The organism is Duganella lactea (assembly GCF_009857505.1).
GTDB classification, from domain to species: Bacteria; Pseudomonadota; Gammaproteobacteria; order Burkholderiales; family Burkholderiaceae_D; genus Rugamonas; species Rugamonas lactea.
In genome coordinates this window covers 118,578-133,827 of record NZ_WWCP01000014.1, presented here as the reverse complement: position 1 = coordinate 133,827, position 15,250 = coordinate 118,578, and the positions used below count along the sequence as shown (strand labels likewise).

General features: G+C 62.4%; 16 protein-coding genes. 15 read left to right on the top strand and 1 reads right to left on the bottom strand.

All coding sequences use genetic code 11. From position 1 onward, the window contains the following. The 4 genes from GTP44_RS13615 to GTP44_RS13600 form a co-directional block, all read left to right on the top strand. A partial coding sequence (locus GTP44_RS13615; RefSeq protein ID WP_161019862.1) for a peptidoglycan DD-metalloendopeptidase family protein occupies positions 1 to 423 on the top strand: 423 nt, incomplete at its 5' end. 16 nt (positions 424 to 439) lie between these two features. Next, positions 440 to 1,447 carry an RNA polymerase sigma factor RpoS gene (rpoS, locus tag GTP44_RS13610; protein WP_161019861.1) on the top strand — a complete coding sequence of 336 codons (1,008 nt, stop codon included), beginning with the start codon at positions 440 to 442 and terminating at the stop codon, positions 1,445 to 1,447. A gap of 101 nt (positions 1,448 to 1,548) precedes the next feature. Beyond that, positions 1,549 to 2,892: a 23S rRNA (uracil(1939)-C(5))-methyltransferase RlmD gene (rlmD, locus tag GTP44_RS13605; protein ID WP_161019860.1), complete on the top strand. Its 1,344-nt coding sequence runs from the start codon at positions 1,549 to 1,551 to the stop codon at positions 2,890 to 2,892. 76 nt (positions 2,893 to 2,968) lie between these two features. After that, on the top strand, positions 2,969 to 3,265 hold the full coding sequence (locus GTP44_RS13600; protein ID WP_161019859.1) for a hypothetical protein: 297 nt from the start codon (positions 2,969 to 2,971) through the stop codon (positions 3,263 to 3,265). 86 nt (positions 3,266 to 3,351) lie between these two features. On the opposite strand, the gene GTP44_RS13595 is transcribed toward GTP44_RS13600, so the two are convergent. Continuing rightward, positions 3,352 to 4,035, bottom strand: coding sequence for a Bax inhibitor-1/YccA family protein (locus tag GTP44_RS13595; RefSeq protein ID WP_161019858.1), 684 nt, complete (start codon positions 4,033 to 4,035; stop codon positions 3,352 to 3,354). 249 nt (positions 4,036 to 4,284) lie between these two features. On the opposite strand from GTP44_RS13595, the gene ndk reads away from it, so the two are divergent. The 11 genes from ndk (at position 4,285) to hflX (ending at position 15,246) form a co-directional block, all read left to right on the top strand. Beyond that, positions 4,285 to 4,692 (top strand): nucleoside-diphosphate kinase, encoded by a 408-nt coding sequence (ndk, locus tag GTP44_RS13590; protein ID WP_072780823.1) that lies wholly within the window; start codon positions 4,285 to 4,287, stop codon positions 4,690 to 4,692. Between the two features lie 72 nt (positions 4,693 to 4,764). Continuing rightward, a complete protein-coding gene (rlmN, locus tag GTP44_RS13585; RefSeq protein WP_161019857.1) occupies positions 4,765 to 5,937 on the top strand; it encodes a dual-specificity RNA methyltransferase RlmN in 1,173 nt (390 codons plus the stop codon). After that, entirely contained in the window at positions 5,937 to 6,752 is an 816-nt protein-coding gene (pilW, locus tag GTP44_RS13580; RefSeq protein ID WP_161019856.1) for a type IV pilus biogenesis/stability protein PilW, read from the top strand. Before rlmN ends, pilW begins: the two co-directional genes overlap by 1 nt. A gap of 13 nt (positions 6,753 to 6,765) precedes the next feature. After that, entirely contained in the window at positions 6,766 to 7,779 is a 1,014-nt protein-coding gene (locus GTP44_RS13575) for a helix-turn-helix domain-containing protein (RefSeq protein ID WP_161019855.1), read from the top strand. Between the two features lie 14 nt (positions 7,780 to 7,793). Beyond that, the gene (gene ispG, locus GTP44_RS13570) at positions 7,794 to 9,059 is read left to right on the top strand and encodes a flavodoxin-dependent (E)-4-hydroxy-3-methylbut-2-enyl-diphosphate synthase (RefSeq protein WP_160992665.1); all 1,266 of its coding nucleotides are present in this window, start codon (positions 7,794 to 7,796) and stop codon (positions 9,057 to 9,059) included. Continuing rightward, positions 9,046 to 10,389, top strand: coding sequence for a histidine--tRNA ligase (gene hisS / locus GTP44_RS13565; protein ID WP_161019854.1), 1,344 nt, complete (start codon positions 9,046 to 9,048; stop codon positions 10,387 to 10,389). The genes ispG and hisS overlap by 14 nt, the downstream gene beginning before the upstream one ends. 34 nt (positions 10,390 to 10,423) lie before the next feature. After that, the gene (locus GTP44_RS13560; RefSeq protein WP_160992667.1) at positions 10,424 to 11,077 is read left to right on the top strand and encodes a YfgM family protein; all 654 of its coding nucleotides are present in this window, start codon (positions 10,424 to 10,426) and stop codon (positions 11,075 to 11,077) included. Positions 11,078 to 11,107: 30 nt separating this feature from the next. Next, a complete protein-coding gene (bamB, locus tag GTP44_RS13555; RefSeq protein ID WP_160992668.1) occupies positions 11,108 to 12,247 on the top strand; it encodes an outer membrane protein assembly factor BamB in 1,140 nt (379 codons plus the stop codon). Between the two features lie 4 nt (positions 12,248 to 12,251). Continuing rightward, positions 12,252 to 13,598 carry a ribosome biogenesis GTPase Der gene (gene der / locus GTP44_RS13550; RefSeq protein WP_160992669.1) on the top strand — a complete coding sequence of 449 codons (1,347 nt, stop codon included), beginning with the start codon at positions 12,252 to 12,254 and terminating at the stop codon, positions 13,596 to 13,598. Between the two features lie 206 nt (positions 13,599 to 13,804). Beyond that, positions 13,805 to 14,041 carry an RNA chaperone Hfq gene (gene hfq / locus GTP44_RS13545; protein WP_072780809.1) on the top strand — a complete coding sequence of 79 codons (237 nt, stop codon included), beginning with the start codon at positions 13,805 to 13,807 and terminating at the stop codon, positions 14,039 to 14,041. Between the two features lie 41 nt (positions 14,042 to 14,082). Next, a complete protein-coding gene (gene hflX / locus GTP44_RS13540) occupies positions 14,083 to 15,246 on the top strand; it encodes a GTPase HflX (RefSeq protein ID WP_160992670.1) in 1,164 nt (387 codons plus the stop codon). The last annotated feature ends 4 nt before the right edge of the window (positions 15,247 to 15,250 follow it).

Below are 15,250 nucleotides of genomic sequence, written 5' to 3'. Positions count from 1 at the left end.
GCGACGCCGGCCCCGGCCCCCGCGCCGGCCGCGCCGGCACTGGCCGCCGACGACGCCAGCCTGACCTGGATGTGGCCGGCCGACGGCAAGGTCATCGCCACCTTCGACGAAGGCAAGAACAAGGGCGTGGACATCGCCGGCAAGGCCGGCCAGCCGGTGGTGGCCGCCGGCGCCGGGAAGGTGATGTACGCCGGCAGCGGCATCCGCGGATATGGTAATCTCGTGATTGTGAAGCACAGTAATAATTTGTTGTCCGCTTACGCGCACAACCGGACCATCCTGGTGAAGGAAGGTCAGAGCGTGAACAAGGGACAAATGATCGCGGAAATGGGCGACTCCGACACCGACTCCGTCAAGCTGCACTTTGAAATACGGCAGCAGGGCAAACCGGTGGACCCGTCCCGCTTCCTGCCCAACCGTTAGCAGAGCCATGTAAGCCATGACCTCGACGCCGCACGATCAGATGGATGACGACGCGCTCCCGGAGGATGATTTCCGCGACGACGCGCACGATGCGGACGCAGGCGAGGGCGCGGACGACGCCGATCTGCCCGAAGCGGGCGCGGTGCTGGCCACCGTCGACGAGCTGAAAAAAGTGCTGGCCGCCGAGCTGTCCACCGACACCACCCAGCACTATCTGAACCAGATCGGCACCCGTCCGCTGCTGACGGCGCAGCAGGAAGTGCACTACGCCACGCTGGCCAAGGCGGGCGATTTCGCCGCCCGCCAGACGATGATCGAGCACAATCTGCGGCTGGTGGTGTCGATCGCCAAGCACTACATCAACCGCGGCGTGGTGCTGCTCGATATGATCGAAGAGGGCAACATCGGCCTGATGCGCGCCATCGACAAGTTCGAGCCCGAGCGCGGTTTCCGTTTTTCCACCTACGCCACCTGGTGGATACGCCAGAGCATCGAGCGCGCCATCATGAACCAGGCACGCACGGTGCGGCTGCCGGTGCACATGGTGCGCGAGCTGAACCAGATCCTGCGCGGCAAATACCACCTCGAAGCGCAACACCACAACGGCAAGGACGCCACCGCCGAGGACATCGCCGAACTGGTCGGCCGGCCGGTGGAGGAGGTGCAGGACATCCTGGCCCTGTCCGAGCACGCCACGTCGCTGGACGCGCCGCTGGACAACGATCCGCAATCGTCGCTGATGGACATGCTGCCCGGCGACAGCGACGACAGTCCCGACGCCCGCGCCGAGCACCACGAGATGATGCTGCTGGTGCGCGACTGGCTGACCAAGCTGCCGGACAAGCAGCGCATCGTCATCATGCGCCGTTTCGGCCTCGACAACGACGACCCGGCCACGCTGGAAACACTGGCCGAGGAAATGGGCGTCACGCGCGAGCGGGTGCGCCAGATCCAGCAGGAAGCGCTGGTCAAGCTCAAGCGGGCGATGGCCGCGCGCGGCGTGGTCCGCGACTCGCTGCTCTAGCCGTCGCAGGTCATTCCGCCCGGTGGCCGGAGTGACGTTCCCAATCTGCTATCATATCGGCCCTGCACGCGGGCTGGCCGCGCTTTTCACTATTAAACGCTATGCAAGAACATATCATCGACATCAAATCGCTCGACATGGACGCCCGGGGCGTCGGCCACATGCAGGACAATGAAGACGGCACGCCAGGCAAAGTGGTGTTCGTGGAAGGCGCGCTGCCCGGCGAACGGGTCAGCTTTGAGACGTTCAAGAAGAAGAAAAACTGGGAAGCCGCGCGCATGACCGCGCTGCACCGCGAATCATCGATGCGCGTCAAGCCGAAGTGCGAACACTTCGACTACTGCGGCGGCTGCTCGATGCAGCACATCGAGCCGAGCGCCCAGGTGGCGATCAAGCAGCGCGTGCTGGAAGACAATCTGTGGCACATCGGTAAAGTCACCGCCGACAACATCATGCGCCCGATGTACGGCCCGACCTGGGGCTACCGCTACCGCGCGCGCCTGTCGGTGCGCTGGGTCGAGAAGAAGGGCACGGTGCTGGTCGGCTTCAAGGAAAAGAAATCGGTCTTCGTGGCCGACATCCAGAGCTGCCAGATCCTGCCGAAGCACGTGTCCGACATGTTCATGCCGCTGCGCGCGCTCGTCGGTTCGCTGACCTTGTTCAACCAGATTCCGCAAATCGAACTGGCGATCGGCCAGGACCTCACGGTGCTGGTGCTGCGCATTATGGACGCGCTGACCGCCGACGACGAAGCCAAGATCAAGGCCTTCGCCGATCAGTACAACGTGCAGTTCTGGCTGCAGACCAAGGGCCCGGAAACGGCCGCGCCGTTCTACCCGCTGGCACCGCAGCTGCACTACCTGCTGCCCGAGTTCGGCGTGCGCATGCCGTTCAAGCCGGTCGACTTCACCCAGGTGAATCACCACATCAACCGGGTGCTGGTGCACAAGGCGCTGCGCCTGCTGGACGTGCAGCCGCAAGACCGCGTGGCTGACCTGTTCTGCGGCCTGGGCAACTTCACGCTGCCGTTGGCCACGCAGGCGCGCGAGGTGGTCGGCATTGAGGGCAGCCAGGCGCTGACCGACCGTTCGCTGAGCAACGCCAAAGCCAACGGCCTGGACGGCAAGACCACCTTCTACAACCGCAATCTGTTCGAAGTGACGCCGGAAGACCTGATCGCGCTGGGCAAGTTCGACCGCATGCTGGTCGATCCGCCGCGCGACGGCGCCATGGCGCTGATGCTGGCGCTGGCCGAGCTACGCAAGACCAATCCGGAATTCCTGCCGAAACGCATAGTCTACGTCTCGTGCAGTCCATCGACGCTGGCGCGCGACGCCAACGTGCTGGTCAACGTCGCCGGCTACAAGCTGGATAAGGCTGGCGTGGTCAATATGTTCCCGCATACGTCGCACGTCGAATCGATGGCGGTATTTGATTTGATCTGACCGTTTTTCTTTGTTATTGACTTTGCGGGAGGCGTGCGCAACACTGGACTGATTCCATCAGTGCCCCGGAGTTGGCATGCGCCTCCTGTCCCGCCTTATCGCGCTGGCCGTTCTGGCCGCGACTTCCGTTGTCTCGTTTTCCCCGACCGGCACCGTGGCGCACGCCACCCCGGCTTCGGAGGAGGTGCGGGCGGTGTATCGCTCATCCGACGCGCGGTTGCAGGCCGCGCGCGCCTGCTGGTCGGCGCACGAACTGCTGCTGCCGTCGACCTGCAGTGAGATTCAGTTGCGCGTCGTGGTGGCGATGGGCCGTCCGCAGTTGGCGGCGCTCTCCGGACGCGATGTGAACGATGGCGCGGTGATCGTGCTCTAGCGGACATCGTTTCCTGGGCTCTACGAATGGCGCCACAATAAAAAAAAGCCGGCGCGGAGCCGGCTTTTTGATGGGGCGGGGAACGCTTAGTCGCGGTCGCCGCCGAAGATGCCCAGCAGGTTCAGCAGGCTGGTGAAGATGTTGTACACGTCCAGGTACAGGCTCAGCGTGGCGCGGATGTAGTTGGTCTCGCCGCCGTTGATGATCTGCTGCACGTCATACAGGATGTAGGCCGAGAAGATGCCAATGGCCACCACCGAGATCACGATCGCCAGCGCCGGGATGTGCAGGAAGATGTTGGCGATCGAGGCCAGCATCAGGATGATCACGCCGGCGAACAGCCAAGTGCCCATGCCCGAGAAGTCGCGCTTGGACACGGTGGCCACCGACGCCAGCACCGCGAACACCGCCGCCGTGCCGCCGAACGCGGTCATGATCAGGAAGCCGCCGTTGGCGAAGCCGAGTATGCGCGACAGCAAAGGCGTCAGCATCAGACCCATGAAGAAGGTGAAGCCCAGCAGCAGGGCCACGCCCACGCCGGAATCCTTGTTCTTCTCAATGGCCCAGATGAAACCAAAGGCGACCGCCAGGAACAGCAGCGACATCATCATGCCGCCCAGTGGCAGGTGCAGCGACACGCCGACCGCCGCGCCGATGACGGTCGGCACCATCGACAGGGCCAGCAGCCAGTAGGTGTTGCGCAGCACACGGTGCTGCACGGCCTGACGGCTACCCGCCGCCAGATCGTAGGTTTTTTGCATGTTGATCATATTGCCTCCAGTAAAGGATTTTTAGAACTACTTCGCTCGAAGAATAGCACGTTGGGGTAAAAATAAGTGAAAACATGCCAAGAAAGCACTTAAAGCCGACTTAAACCGGGTCGATGGCGGTCATTATGCTCGTGTTGCAAGCTTATATACGGCCCGCATTCTGGAATATGAGGTGTTCTATGGTAAAATCAAAGGTTGATTGGATTATCAATTTCGTTTTAAACCTTTCTTTTTATTGGAGTTTTTCAAATGGCAATCGAACGCACCCTGTCGATCATCAAACCAGACGCAGTTGCAAAAAACGTGATCGGCAAAATCTACACCCGCTTCGAAGAAGCTGGCCTGAAGATCGTTGCCGCGCAAATGAAGCAACTGTCGCGCGAAGAAGCTGAAGGCTTCTACGCCGCTCACAAAGAGCGCGGCTTCTTCAAAGATCTGGTGGACTTCATGGTTTCGGGCCCAGTCATGATTCAAGCGCTGGAAGGCGAAAACGCCGTCCTGAAAAACCGCGAACTGATGGGTGCCACCGATCCGAAGAAGGCCGACAAAGGCACCATCCGTGCTGATTTCGCCGACTCGATCGACGCCAACGCTGTGCACGGCTCCGACGCCGTCGAAGCCGCCGCTGTTGAAATCGCTTACTTCTTCGGTAAGTAATTTGTAAGGATTCCGTTTCCGCGCCGCGGTGCGGAAACGGGATAAATGATTCGTACTGATTTGAACCACACCATGAACGCTCCTTTGACCAACTTGCTGGACTTCGATCCCGCGCAGCTCATCGCTTACTGCGCCGAGTTGGGAGAGAAGCCGTTCCGCGCCAAGCAACTGCAACGCTGGATCCATCAATTCGGCGCGTCGGATTTCGACGCCATGACGGACCTGGCCAAGTCGCTGCGCGACAAACTGAAAACCCGCGCCCAGATCGTCGCCCCCGCGATCATCAGCGACCATACCTCGACCGACGGCACCCGCAAATGGCTGGTCGACGTCGGCAACGGCAACGCCGTCGAAACCGTGTACATTCCGGAAGAAAACCGCGGCACGCTGTGCATTTCCACTCAGGCCGGCTGCGCGGTCAACTGCCGTTTCTGCTCGACCGGCAAGCAGGGCTTCAGCCGCAACCTGACGGTCGGCGAAATCATCGGCCAGCTGTGGATGGCGGAATTCGAACTGCGCCGCACCAAGGGCATCGAGCCCGGCCCGAAAGGCGAACGCCAGATCACCAACGTGGTCATGATGGGCATGGGTGAGCCGCTGCTGAACTTCGAGCCGACCGCCACCGCGCTGAAGCTGATGCTGGACGATAACGCCTACGGCCTGTCGCGCCGCCGCGTCACGCTGTCCACCTCGGGCGTGGTGCCGATGATCGACAAGCTGGCGCAGGAAGTGCCGGTGGCGCTGGCCGTCTCGCTGCATGCCTCGAACGACGAGCTGCGCAACGGCCTGATCCCGCTGAACAAGAAGTACCCGCTGAAGGAGCTGATGGCCGCCTGCAAGCGCTATCTGGAATTCGCGCCGCGCGACTTCATCACCTTCGAATACTGCATGCTGGACGGCGTCAACGACAGCGACGAGCACGCGCGCGAGCTGATCGCGCTGGTGACCGACCGCGAATTCGGCGTCAACTGCAAATTCAACCTGATCCCGTTCAACCCGTTCCCGGAATCGGGCCTGCTGCGCTCGAAGAACCCGCGCATCAAGTCCTTCGCGCAGGTGCTGCTGGACGCCGGCATCGTCACCACCATCCGCAAAACCCGGGGCGACGATATCGACGCCGCCTGCGGCCAGCTCGCCGGCGAAGTGCAGGACCGCACCAAGGTCCAGCAGCGCATGGAAAAAATGGCCGAGTACCAGCAAAAGTTCGGCGCCAATTTCGGCAAGATCGTGGAGATCCATTCCTGATGACATTCCAGGCGCAGCGTAGCCGGCCCAGTCTCGTCGCGCTTTGCGTGGCAGGGACGCTGGCCGGTTGCGCCTCGCCGGGAGCGGGGCAGAGCGGCAAGGCCGAGCTGTCGACCGCGTCGGACCAGACGGCGGCGCAGCGCAAGGTGGATATCCGCATGCAGCTGGCCATCGGCTACTTCCAGCAAGGCCAGTACGCGGTGGCGCTGGATGAAGTGAAGCTGGCGCTGGCGGCCGACCCCGGGCACGCCGACGCCTACGGCATGCGTGGCCTGATTTACCAGCAGATGGGCGAGACCGCCCTGGCCGAGGATAACTTCGTCCGCGCCCGCAAGCTGGCGCCGAACAGCCCGGAGCTGGCGAACAACTACGGTTCCTTCCTGTGCCAGATTGGCCGGGTAAAGGAAGCGCTGCCGCTGTTTGACGCGGCCCTGAACAACCGCGCCTACCGTTCGCCGGCCAGCGCCGCGAACAACGCCGGTTCGTGCGCATTGAAGATCAAGGATTACGCCAGCGCGGAGCGTTATCTGCTGCAAGCCATGCAGTTGACGCCCGACTTGCCGGCCACCAACGCCAATCTGGCGCGGGTATATTTTGAAAAAGGCGATTATGTGCGCGCCAATTTCTATATCGCCCGATTGAACAAGGTGGCGAAGATGGAGAGCCTGACGGCCGATGTGCTGTGGCTCGCGATTAAGGTGCAGCATAAGCTGGGCGAGACGGAGGCGGAAGCTGGCTGGGCGACGCAATTGCGCCGTCACCACTCCGCTTCGACCGAATATGCTGCTTATCAACGTGGGGCGTTTGATGAGTGAGACAGGGGTACCAATGAATTCTGAGTTGGCAGATACGCCGAAGGAGCAGGGCAGTTCTGGCAAGGCTACGCCCGGAGCGTTGCTGGCCGCCCAGCGCGAATCGATGGGTTGGACGGTTGAACAGATTGCGACCCAACTGAAGCTGGCCGTGCGCCAGGTGAAGGCATTGGAAGCGGGCGACTACGCCGCGCTCCCCAACACGGCGGTGACGCGCGGCTTTGTCCGCGCCTACGCCAAGGTATTGAAGATGGACGCGGCCCCGCTGGTGGCGATGATTGAAGTCGAGGTGCCCGCCAGCCCCGAGGTGGTGGTGCCGCGCAAGGATTTGTCGGCCTCGTTCTCCGAATCGCGTTTCCCGTCGATGACGGGGCGTTCGTCGAGCAGCTCCGGCTGGCTGGTCGGGCTGGCGGTGGTGGCCGTGGTGGGTGGCGCCGCCGCTTACGCCTACCAGAGCGGCATGATTCCGCCGTCGCTGTTTGAACGGAAGACGGAAGCAGTGAAGACGGCGGAAACCACGCCGGCCATCGAGACCACGCTGGTCAAGCCGGGTGAGGAAAACGCGCCGCTGCAGCAGAAGAGCGTGCCGCTGATTTCCGTGCCGCCGCAGCAAGGCGAGCAGGGCGCGACGTCGGCGGTGCAGGGTGTTGAGCCGCCGGCCACCGCGCCGGCCGCCGCCGCTGTGACGCCGCCAACGCCGGCCCCGGTACCTGCCGCGCCGACGCCGGCACCGGCAGCCGTGCCGCCCGCCGTCGCGCCAACGCCGACCATCTCGGCGACGGCCAACGGCGTCGGTCACCAGCTGGTGCTGACGCTGACCGAGGATTCGTGGGTGGAAATCCGCCGCCCCGGCACGACGCCGATGATTGCGCGTCTGGTCAAAGCCGGCAGCACCGAGACCTTTGATATCAAGGACCCGGCGCTGCTGATCGTCGGCAAGCCAGGCGCCGTGCAGGCCACGCTGGGCGGCGCACCGCTGCCGTTGCCGACCATCCCGGGCGGCACGATTTCGCGCGTAAATATTAAGTAACAGAGTTAGAGAACATGACGCAAACTGCTATTCCATCGGGACCAACGGATCGCCGCGCCAGCCGCCGGGTGTTGATCTCGCACGGCGAGCGTAAAATCTGGGTCGGCGGCGACGCCCCGGTCGTGGTGCAGTCGATGACCAACACCGACACCGCCAACGCCATCGAAACCGCGATCCAGATCCGCGACCTGGCGCGCGCCGGTTCGGAGCTGGTGCGCCTGACCGTGGACCGTCCGGAAGCCGCCGAGGCGGTGCCGTATATCCGCGAACAGCTGGACAAGATGGAGGTTGACGTGCCGCTGGTCGGCGACTTCCACTACAACGGCCACACGCTGCTGAACGACTATCCGGAATGCGCCAAGGCGCTGTCCAAGTACCGCATCAATCCGGGCAACGTCGGCAAGGGCGCCAAGCGCGACTCGCAGTTTGCGCAGATGATCGAAGTGGCCGCGCGCTACGACAAGCCGGTGCGCATCGGCGTCAACTGGGGCAGCCTGGATCAGGCGCTGCTGGCGCGCATCATGGACGAAAACGCCGTGCGCGAAAATCCGTGGACCGCGCAGCAGGTGATGTATGAGGCGCTGATTACCTCCGCCATCGAAAACGCGCAGCGCGCGGAAGAACTGGGCCTGGGCCGCGACAAGATCATCCTGTCGTGCAAAGTCTCGGGCGTGCAGGATCTGATTGCCGTCTACCGTGAACTGGGCAAGCGCTGCGACTACCCGCTGCATCTCGGCCTGACCGAGGCGGGCATGGGTAGCAAGGGCATCGTCGCCTCGACGGCGGCGCTGTCGGTGCTGCTGCAAGAGGGTATCGGCGATACCATCCGCATCTCGCTGACGCCGGAGCCGGGCGGCGACCGCACCAAGGAAGTGGTGGTGGGGCAGGAGATCCTGCAGACCATGGGCCTGCGCAAATTCACGCCGATGGTGATCGCGTGTCCGGGCTGCGGCCGCACCACGTCGACCACCTTCCAGGAGCTGGCGGATAACATCCAGACCTTCCTGCGCGACCAGATGCCGGAATGGAAAAAGACCTATCCGGGCGTGGAGGGGATGAACGTGGCCGTGATGGGCTGCATCGTCAACGGTCCGGGCGAATCGAAGCACGCCAATATCGGCATCAGTTTGCCGGGCACCGGCGAATCGCCGGCGGCGCCGGTGTTTGTCGATGGCGCCAAGGTGGCCACGCTGCGCGGTGAGCGCATCGTCGAGGAATTCCAGGAAATCGTATTGAATTACGTGAAGAAGAACTACAGCAAAGACCATGTCCAAATCTGAAAAAATAACGGCCGTCAAAGGCATGAACGACATCCTGCCGCAAGACTCGCACCTGTGGCAGCTGTTTGAGAACACCGCGCAATCGGTGGTGCAGAGCTATGGTTTCCAACAGATCCGCACGCCGATCGTGGAAGACACCGCGCTGTTCAAGCGCGCCATCGGCGCTGTCACCGACATCGTTGAAAAGGAAATGTACTCCTTCGAGGATGCGATGAACGGCGACCAGCTGACGCTGCGGCCTGAAGGCACGGCCGGCGCGGTGCGCGCGGTCATCGAGCATAACCTGGTCTACGAAGGCCCGAAACGCCTGTGGTACACTGGCCCGATGTTTCGCCACGAGCGTCCGCAGCGCGGCCGCTATCGCCAGTTCTACCAGTTCGGTTGCGAAGCCGTGGGCTTCAGCGGCCCGGACGTCGATGCCGAAATGATCATCATGTGCCGCCGTCTGTGGGATGACCTGGGCCTGCCGGAGATTCGCCTAGAGATCAATTCGATCGGTGACGCCGAAGAGCGCGCGCGCCACCGCGTCGACCTGATCGCCTATCTGGAAAAGCACGAAGACATCCTCGACGCCGAAGCCAGGCGCCGCCTGCACAGCAACCCGCTGCGCATTCTGGACACCAAGAACCCTGCGATGCAGGACATGGTCAACGCCGCGCCGAAGCTGATGGACTATCTGGGCGAGGAATCGTTGGCTCACTTCAACGGCGTGCGCAAGATTCTCGATCACGCCAATGTGCAGTACGTGATCAACACCCGCCTGGTGCGCGGTCTGGATTACTACAACCGCACCGTGTTCGAATGGGTCACCGACGCATTGGGCTCGCAAGGCACCGTGTGCGCCGGCGGCCGTTACGATCCGCTGATCGCCTCCTTCGGCGGCAAGCCGACGCCCGCCGTCGGTTTCGCCATGGGCATCGAGCGCCTGCTGGAGCTGATGAAGGAAGCCGGCGAGCCGGATGCGCCCAACCAGTGCGACGTCTACCTGGTACACCAGGGCGAGGCGGCGCAGCTGCAAGCCTTCGTGCTGGGCGAGCGTCTGCGTGACGCCGGCCTGGACGTGATCATGCACGGTTCCACCGCGGCCGGTGCGGGCAGCTTCAAGTCGCAGATGAAGAAGGCCGATGGCAGCGGCGCCGCCTTCGCGGTCATCCTCGGCGAGGACGAAGTGGCGAACAACACCGCCGCCGTCAAGTCGATGCGCGCGTCGGAAGGCGAGCAGCAGCAAACCACCGTGCCGTTCGACGATGTGGTGGATTTTGTGGTGGACCAGATCACCGATAGCGGCGATCATCACCACCACGTGCACGATGAGCACTGCAATCACTAAGCATTCCATTTAACTATAACGGCAGACGAATACCATGGCATACGATCTTGAAGAACAAGAACAACTCGCGTCCCTCAAAGCGTGGTGGGACAAGTACGGCAATGTGGCTACCTGGGTGCTGATCGCCGGCCTCGCCGCCTACTCCGGCTGGACTTACTGGCAGTACCACCAGCGCAGCCAGGCCGCCGAAGCGTCGGCGCTGTACGGCGAGCTGCAGTCGGCCGTGGAAGCCAAGGACAATGCCAAGGTGCTGCGCGCCGCCGGCGACATGGAAAGCAAATACGCCGGTACCGCCTACGCGCCGATGGCCGCGCTGGCCGCCGCCAAGAGCGCGTTCGACGCCAATGACCTGAAGTCGGCCAAGGCCCAGCTGCAATGGGCCGCCGATCACGGCGCCGAAGAGTTCAAGGCGGTCGCCAAGATCCGTCTGGCCGGCGTGCTGCTGGACGAAAAAGCCTATCCCGAGGCGCTGAAGGCGCTGGAAGGCGACATGCCGGCGCAATTCGCCGGCGCCGCCGCCGATCGCAAGGGTGACATCCTGGCCGCGCAGAACAAGCTGACCGAGGCCCGCGCCGCCTACCAGGCCGCGTTCAACGCGACCGACAAGAAGAACCCGGGCCGTCAACTGATCCAGATGAAACTGGAAGCAATCGGCGGCAGCGTGCCGGCTGACAAGGGCGCAGCGTAATCGACTCGTAACGATCAAGGCTTAAAAATTATGCGTATTACCGAAAAAGTAGTTGCAGCAAGTGTGTTTGCGATGTTGGCCGGTTGTTCCTTGTTCGGGTCCAAAGAAACCAAGAACCAGCCGGCGCCGCTGGTGGAGCTGAAAGACGCGTCGCTGGTGCCGAAGGTGGTGTGGAAGTACTCGCTCGGCAAAGCCGGCAACGCGGTCTTCACGCCGGCCTACGCCGGCGACAGCCTGTACGTGGCGGATGCCGATGGCACGCTGGCGCGTCTGGACGCGGCCACCGGCAAGGAAATCTGGCGTGTCAAGACCGGCACCGACCTGACGGCGGGCGTTGGCACCGACGGTGAAGTGGTGGTGGTTGGCGGCGCCAAGGGCCAGATCTTCGCCTACGACATCAACGGCAAGCAGCTGTGGAAGGCGCAGGCGACGAGCGAAGTGCTGTCGTCGCCGGAAGCCGGCAACGGCGTGGTGGTGGTGCGCAGTGTCGATAACATGATCAGCGGTTACGACGCCAAGACCGGCGCCAAGAAATGGAACGTGGCCCGCACCACGCCGGCGCTGACGCTGCGCAACGCGCCGGGCATGGTCATCAGCGGCCAGAACGCCTACATCGCCCAGCCGGGCGGCAAGCTGCTGGCGCTGAATACCGCCGGCGGCCTGCAACGGTTTGAAGTGGTGGTCGGCGAACCGCGCGGCGCCACCGAGCTGGAACGCGTGACCGACATCGCCGGCACGCCGGTGGTGGCGGATAAAGATGTTTGCGCCGTGTCGTATCAGGGCCGTGTGGCCTGCTTCGACGCCACCACCGGCGCGCCGCACTGGAGCAAGGCCACGTCCTCCGACAAGGGTGTGGCGGTTGACCAGCGTTTCGTATTCGTCTCCGACGACAAAGGCGCGGTATCGGCCTACAGCCGTGAAAACGGCGCCAACGCCTGGAAGAACGACAAGCTGTCGTACCGCGTGCTGTCCACTCCCGTGTCCTATGGACGCGCGGTGGCGGTGGGCGACTACCAGGGATACATCCACTTCCTGTCGCGGGAAGATGGCGCATTTATTGGTCGTGTGGCGACCGACGGCAGCGCAATCAACGCTGATCCGGTCATCGCTGGCACGAATTTGATTTTCCAAACCCAATCAGGGACTGTGACCGCTCTCGCGGTCGAATAATAAAATGAAGCCGGTAATCGCACTAGTGGGTCGACCCAATGTAGGGAAATCGACCTTGTTCAATCGTCTGACCCGCTCGCGCGATGCGCTGGTGGCGGACTTGCCTGGGTTGACGCGCGATCGTCACTATGGCGAGGGCCGTGTCGGCGAACGTCCCTTCCTCGTTATCGACACCGGCGGCTTTGAGCCGGTGGCCAAGGAAGGCATCCTCCATCAGATGGCCAAGCAGACCAAGCAGGCCGTGGCCGAAGCCGACATCGTCGTCTTCCTGGTCGACGGCCGCCAGGGCCTGACGCCGCACGACAAGACCATCACCGACTTCCTGCGCAAGAGCGGCCGTCCGGTGATCCTGGTGGTCAACAAGGCGGAGGGCATGCGCTACAACGCGGTGGTGGCGGACTTCTATGAACTGGGCCTGGGCGAACCGGCGGTCATTTCGTCCGCACACGGCGATGGCGTGAACGATCTGGTGGATCTGGCGCTGGACACCGCGTTTGAAAAACGTCCGGAAGATCCGGAAGAGCTGGAGAAGGTTGATCGCGGCGTCAAGATCGCGCTGGTCGGCCGTCCCAACGTCGGCAAGTCGACGCTGATCAACACCCTGGTCGGCGAAGAACGCGTGATCGCCTTCGACATGCCGGGCACCACCCGCGACTCGATCGAGATTCCATTCGAGCGCGAAGGCAAGAAGTACACGCTGATCGACACCGCCGGTATCCGCCGTCGCGGCAAGGTGTTCGAGGCCATCGAAAAATTCTCGGTGGTGAAGACGCTGCAATCGATCTCGGAAGCCAACGTGGTCGTGCTGATGCTCGACGCGCAGCAGGACATCTCCGAGCAGGACGCGCACATCGCCGGCTTCGTGCTGGAAACCGGCCGCGCGCTGGTGATCGCCGTCAACAAGTGGGATGGTCTGGAGTCGTGGCGGCGCGACGAGATCAAGATCGACATCGACCGCAAGCTGGACTTCCTCGGCTTCGCCAAGATGCACTTCATCTCGGCGCTGAAGGCGCAGGGCATCGGCCCACTGATGAAGTCGCTGGACCAGGCATATGCCGCCGCGTTCGCCGACCTGTCGACGCCGAAGCTGACCCGCGCGCTGATCGAGGCGGTGGAGAAGCAGGAGCCGCGCCGCAAGGGGTCGATCCGTCCGAAGCTGCGTTACGCCCACCAGGGCGGCATGAATCCGCCGGTGATTGTGATCCACGGCAATGCCCTCGACGCGATCGCGGAACCGTACAAGCGCTATCTGGAAAAGCATTTCCGCGAGACGTTCAATCTGGTCGGCACGCCGTTGCGGATTGAACTGCGCACCGGTAAAAATCCGTTCGCAAAAACTTCCGCGAAGTGACACGAATTTTTTTCGTGTTTTTTTGCAGGAACATCCTGCAAAAAAAACAAAAACAGGGTACAGTGGCTTAGAAGCACCACTTTTGACGTGGTGAGCGGTGTTTCAGCGAAAATAGTTTGACTTTTTAAGACTTTTCGCTGGGCCACGAGCTTGAATTCAAGCGTTTCGCCTCCACTTCCAACACAACAACATAAAATGGAGCTGTTATGAGCAATAAAGGGCAACTGTTACAAGACCCATTCCTGAACGCTTTGCGTAAAGAGCACGTGCCTGTGTCGATCTATCTGGTCAATGGCATCAAGCTGCAAGGCCATATCGAATCGTTCGACCAATACGTCGTTTTGCTGCGTAACACCGTGACCCAGATGGTGTACAAACACGCCATCTCCACCGTGGTGCCGGCACGCGCCGTTAACCTCAATATTGAAAACGAAGCGGAATAAGCATTGCCGTATCGTTTCTTTTCACCTAGCGTGACCGTCGTATGCGTGCAGCTCTAGTCGGTATTGATTTCGGCCAGGGCGACTTTGCCGCCAGCGTCGAGGAACTGAACCTGTTGGCCCGTTCAGCAGGCGCGGAACCGGTGACGGTGATCACGGCCAAGCGCTCCGCCCCGGACGCCGCCTATTTCGTCGGCAGCGGCAAGGCCGATGAAATCGGTCAGGCCGTGCTGGCGGACCGCGTCGAAATCGTCATCTTCAACCACGCGCTGTCGCCGGCCCAGCAACGCAATCTGGAAAAGCGCCTGAACATCCGCGTGCTGGACCGGACCAGCTTGATTCTTGATATCTTCGCCCAGCGGGCCAAGAGCCACGAGGGCAAGTTGCAAGTCGAGCTGGCGCAGTTGCAGCATCTGGCCACGCGCCTGATCCGCGGCTGGACTCACCTTGAGCGCCAGAAGGGCGGTATCGGCTTGCGCGGTCCGGGTGAGACGCAGCTGGAAACCGACCGCCGATTGATCGGTGAGCGCGTTAAAGCCTTGCGCGCGCGCCTGGCCAAGCTGCGCAAGCAGCACGAGACCCAGCGCCGTTCACGCAACCGTACCCAGACTTTCTCGATCTCGCTGGTGGGTTACACCAATGCCGGCAAATCGACCTTGTTCAACGCGGTGACCAAGGCCGGCGTGTACGCGGCCGACCAGCTGTTCGCCACGCTGGACACGACCTCGCGCCGTGTCTACATGAACGAGGAAGTCGGGCACGTGGTGCTGTCGGATACCGTCGGTTTCGTGCGCGAGCTGCCGCACCAGCTGGTGGCGGCTTTCCGCGCCACGCTGGAGGAGACGATCCACGCCGATCTGCTGCTGCACGTGGTCGACGCCGCGTCGCCGGTGCGTATGGAGCAGATCGAGCAGGTTAACCTGGTGTTGCGGGAAATCGGCGCCGATCATATTCCGCAGATTTTAGTGTGGAACAAGATCGACGCGGCGGACCTGGAACCCTCGGTCGAGCGGGATGAGTATGATAAGATTTCCCGAGTCTTCGTCAGTGCCCGCACTGGCGTAGGCCTCGACCTGCTGCGCGGCGCCATCGCCGAATGGGCCAAGGACGCGCCGGGCGCGCGCCTGCAGCAACCGTCGTATCAGACCGAAGAAGAATTAGAAGAAGTAGAGAGCAGTCCCACCCTCACTGATGTTGGATCACACTAATGCG

Coding starts and splice junctions, on each gene's coding strand:
- rlmN (WP_161019857.1), top strand. CDS start 4,765: ATGAACGCTCCTTTGACCAACTTGCTGGACTTCGATCCCGCGCAGCTC.
- pilW (WP_161019856.1), top strand. CDS start 5,937: ATGACATTCCAGGCGCAGCGTAGCCGGCCCAGTCTCGTCGCGCTTTGC.
- GTP44_RS13595 (WP_161019858.1), bottom strand. CDS start 4,035: ATGATCAACATGCAAAAAACCTACGATCTGGCGGCGGGTAGCCGTCAG.
- rlmD (WP_161019860.1), top strand. CDS start 1,549: ATGCAAGAACATATCATCGACATCAAATCGCTCGACATGGACGCCCGG.
- GTP44_RS13600 (WP_161019859.1), top strand. CDS start 2,969: ATGCGCCTCCTGTCCCGCCTTATCGCGCTGGCCGTTCTGGCCGCGACT.
- rpoS (WP_161019861.1), top strand. CDS start 440: ATGACCTCGACGCCGCACGATCAGATGGATGACGACGCGCTCCCGGAG.
- ndk (WP_072780823.1), top strand. CDS start 4,285: ATGGCAATCGAACGCACCCTGTCGATCATCAAACCAGACGCAGTTGCA.
- ispG (WP_160992665.1), top strand. CDS start 7,794: ATGACGCAAACTGCTATTCCATCGGGACCAACGGATCGCCGCGCCAGC.
- der (WP_160992669.1), top strand. CDS start 12,252: ATGAAGCCGGTAATCGCACTAGTGGGTCGACCCAATGTAGGGAAATCG.
- hisS (WP_161019854.1), top strand. CDS start 9,046: ATGTCCAAATCTGAAAAAATAACGGCCGTCAAAGGCATGAACGACATC.
- bamB (WP_160992668.1), top strand. CDS start 11,108: ATGCGTATTACCGAAAAAGTAGTTGCAGCAAGTGTGTTTGCGATGTTG.
- hfq (WP_072780809.1), top strand. CDS start 13,805: ATGAGCAATAAAGGGCAACTGTTACAAGACCCATTCCTGAACGCTTTG.
- GTP44_RS13575 (WP_161019855.1), top strand. CDS start 6,766: ATGAATTCTGAGTTGGCAGATACGCCGAAGGAGCAGGGCAGTTCTGGC.
- hflX (WP_160992670.1), top strand. CDS start 14,083: ATGCGTGCAGCTCTAGTCGGTATTGATTTCGGCCAGGGCGACTTTGCC.
- GTP44_RS13560 (WP_160992667.1), top strand. CDS start 10,424: ATGGCATACGATCTTGAAGAACAAGAACAACTCGCGTCCCTCAAAGCG.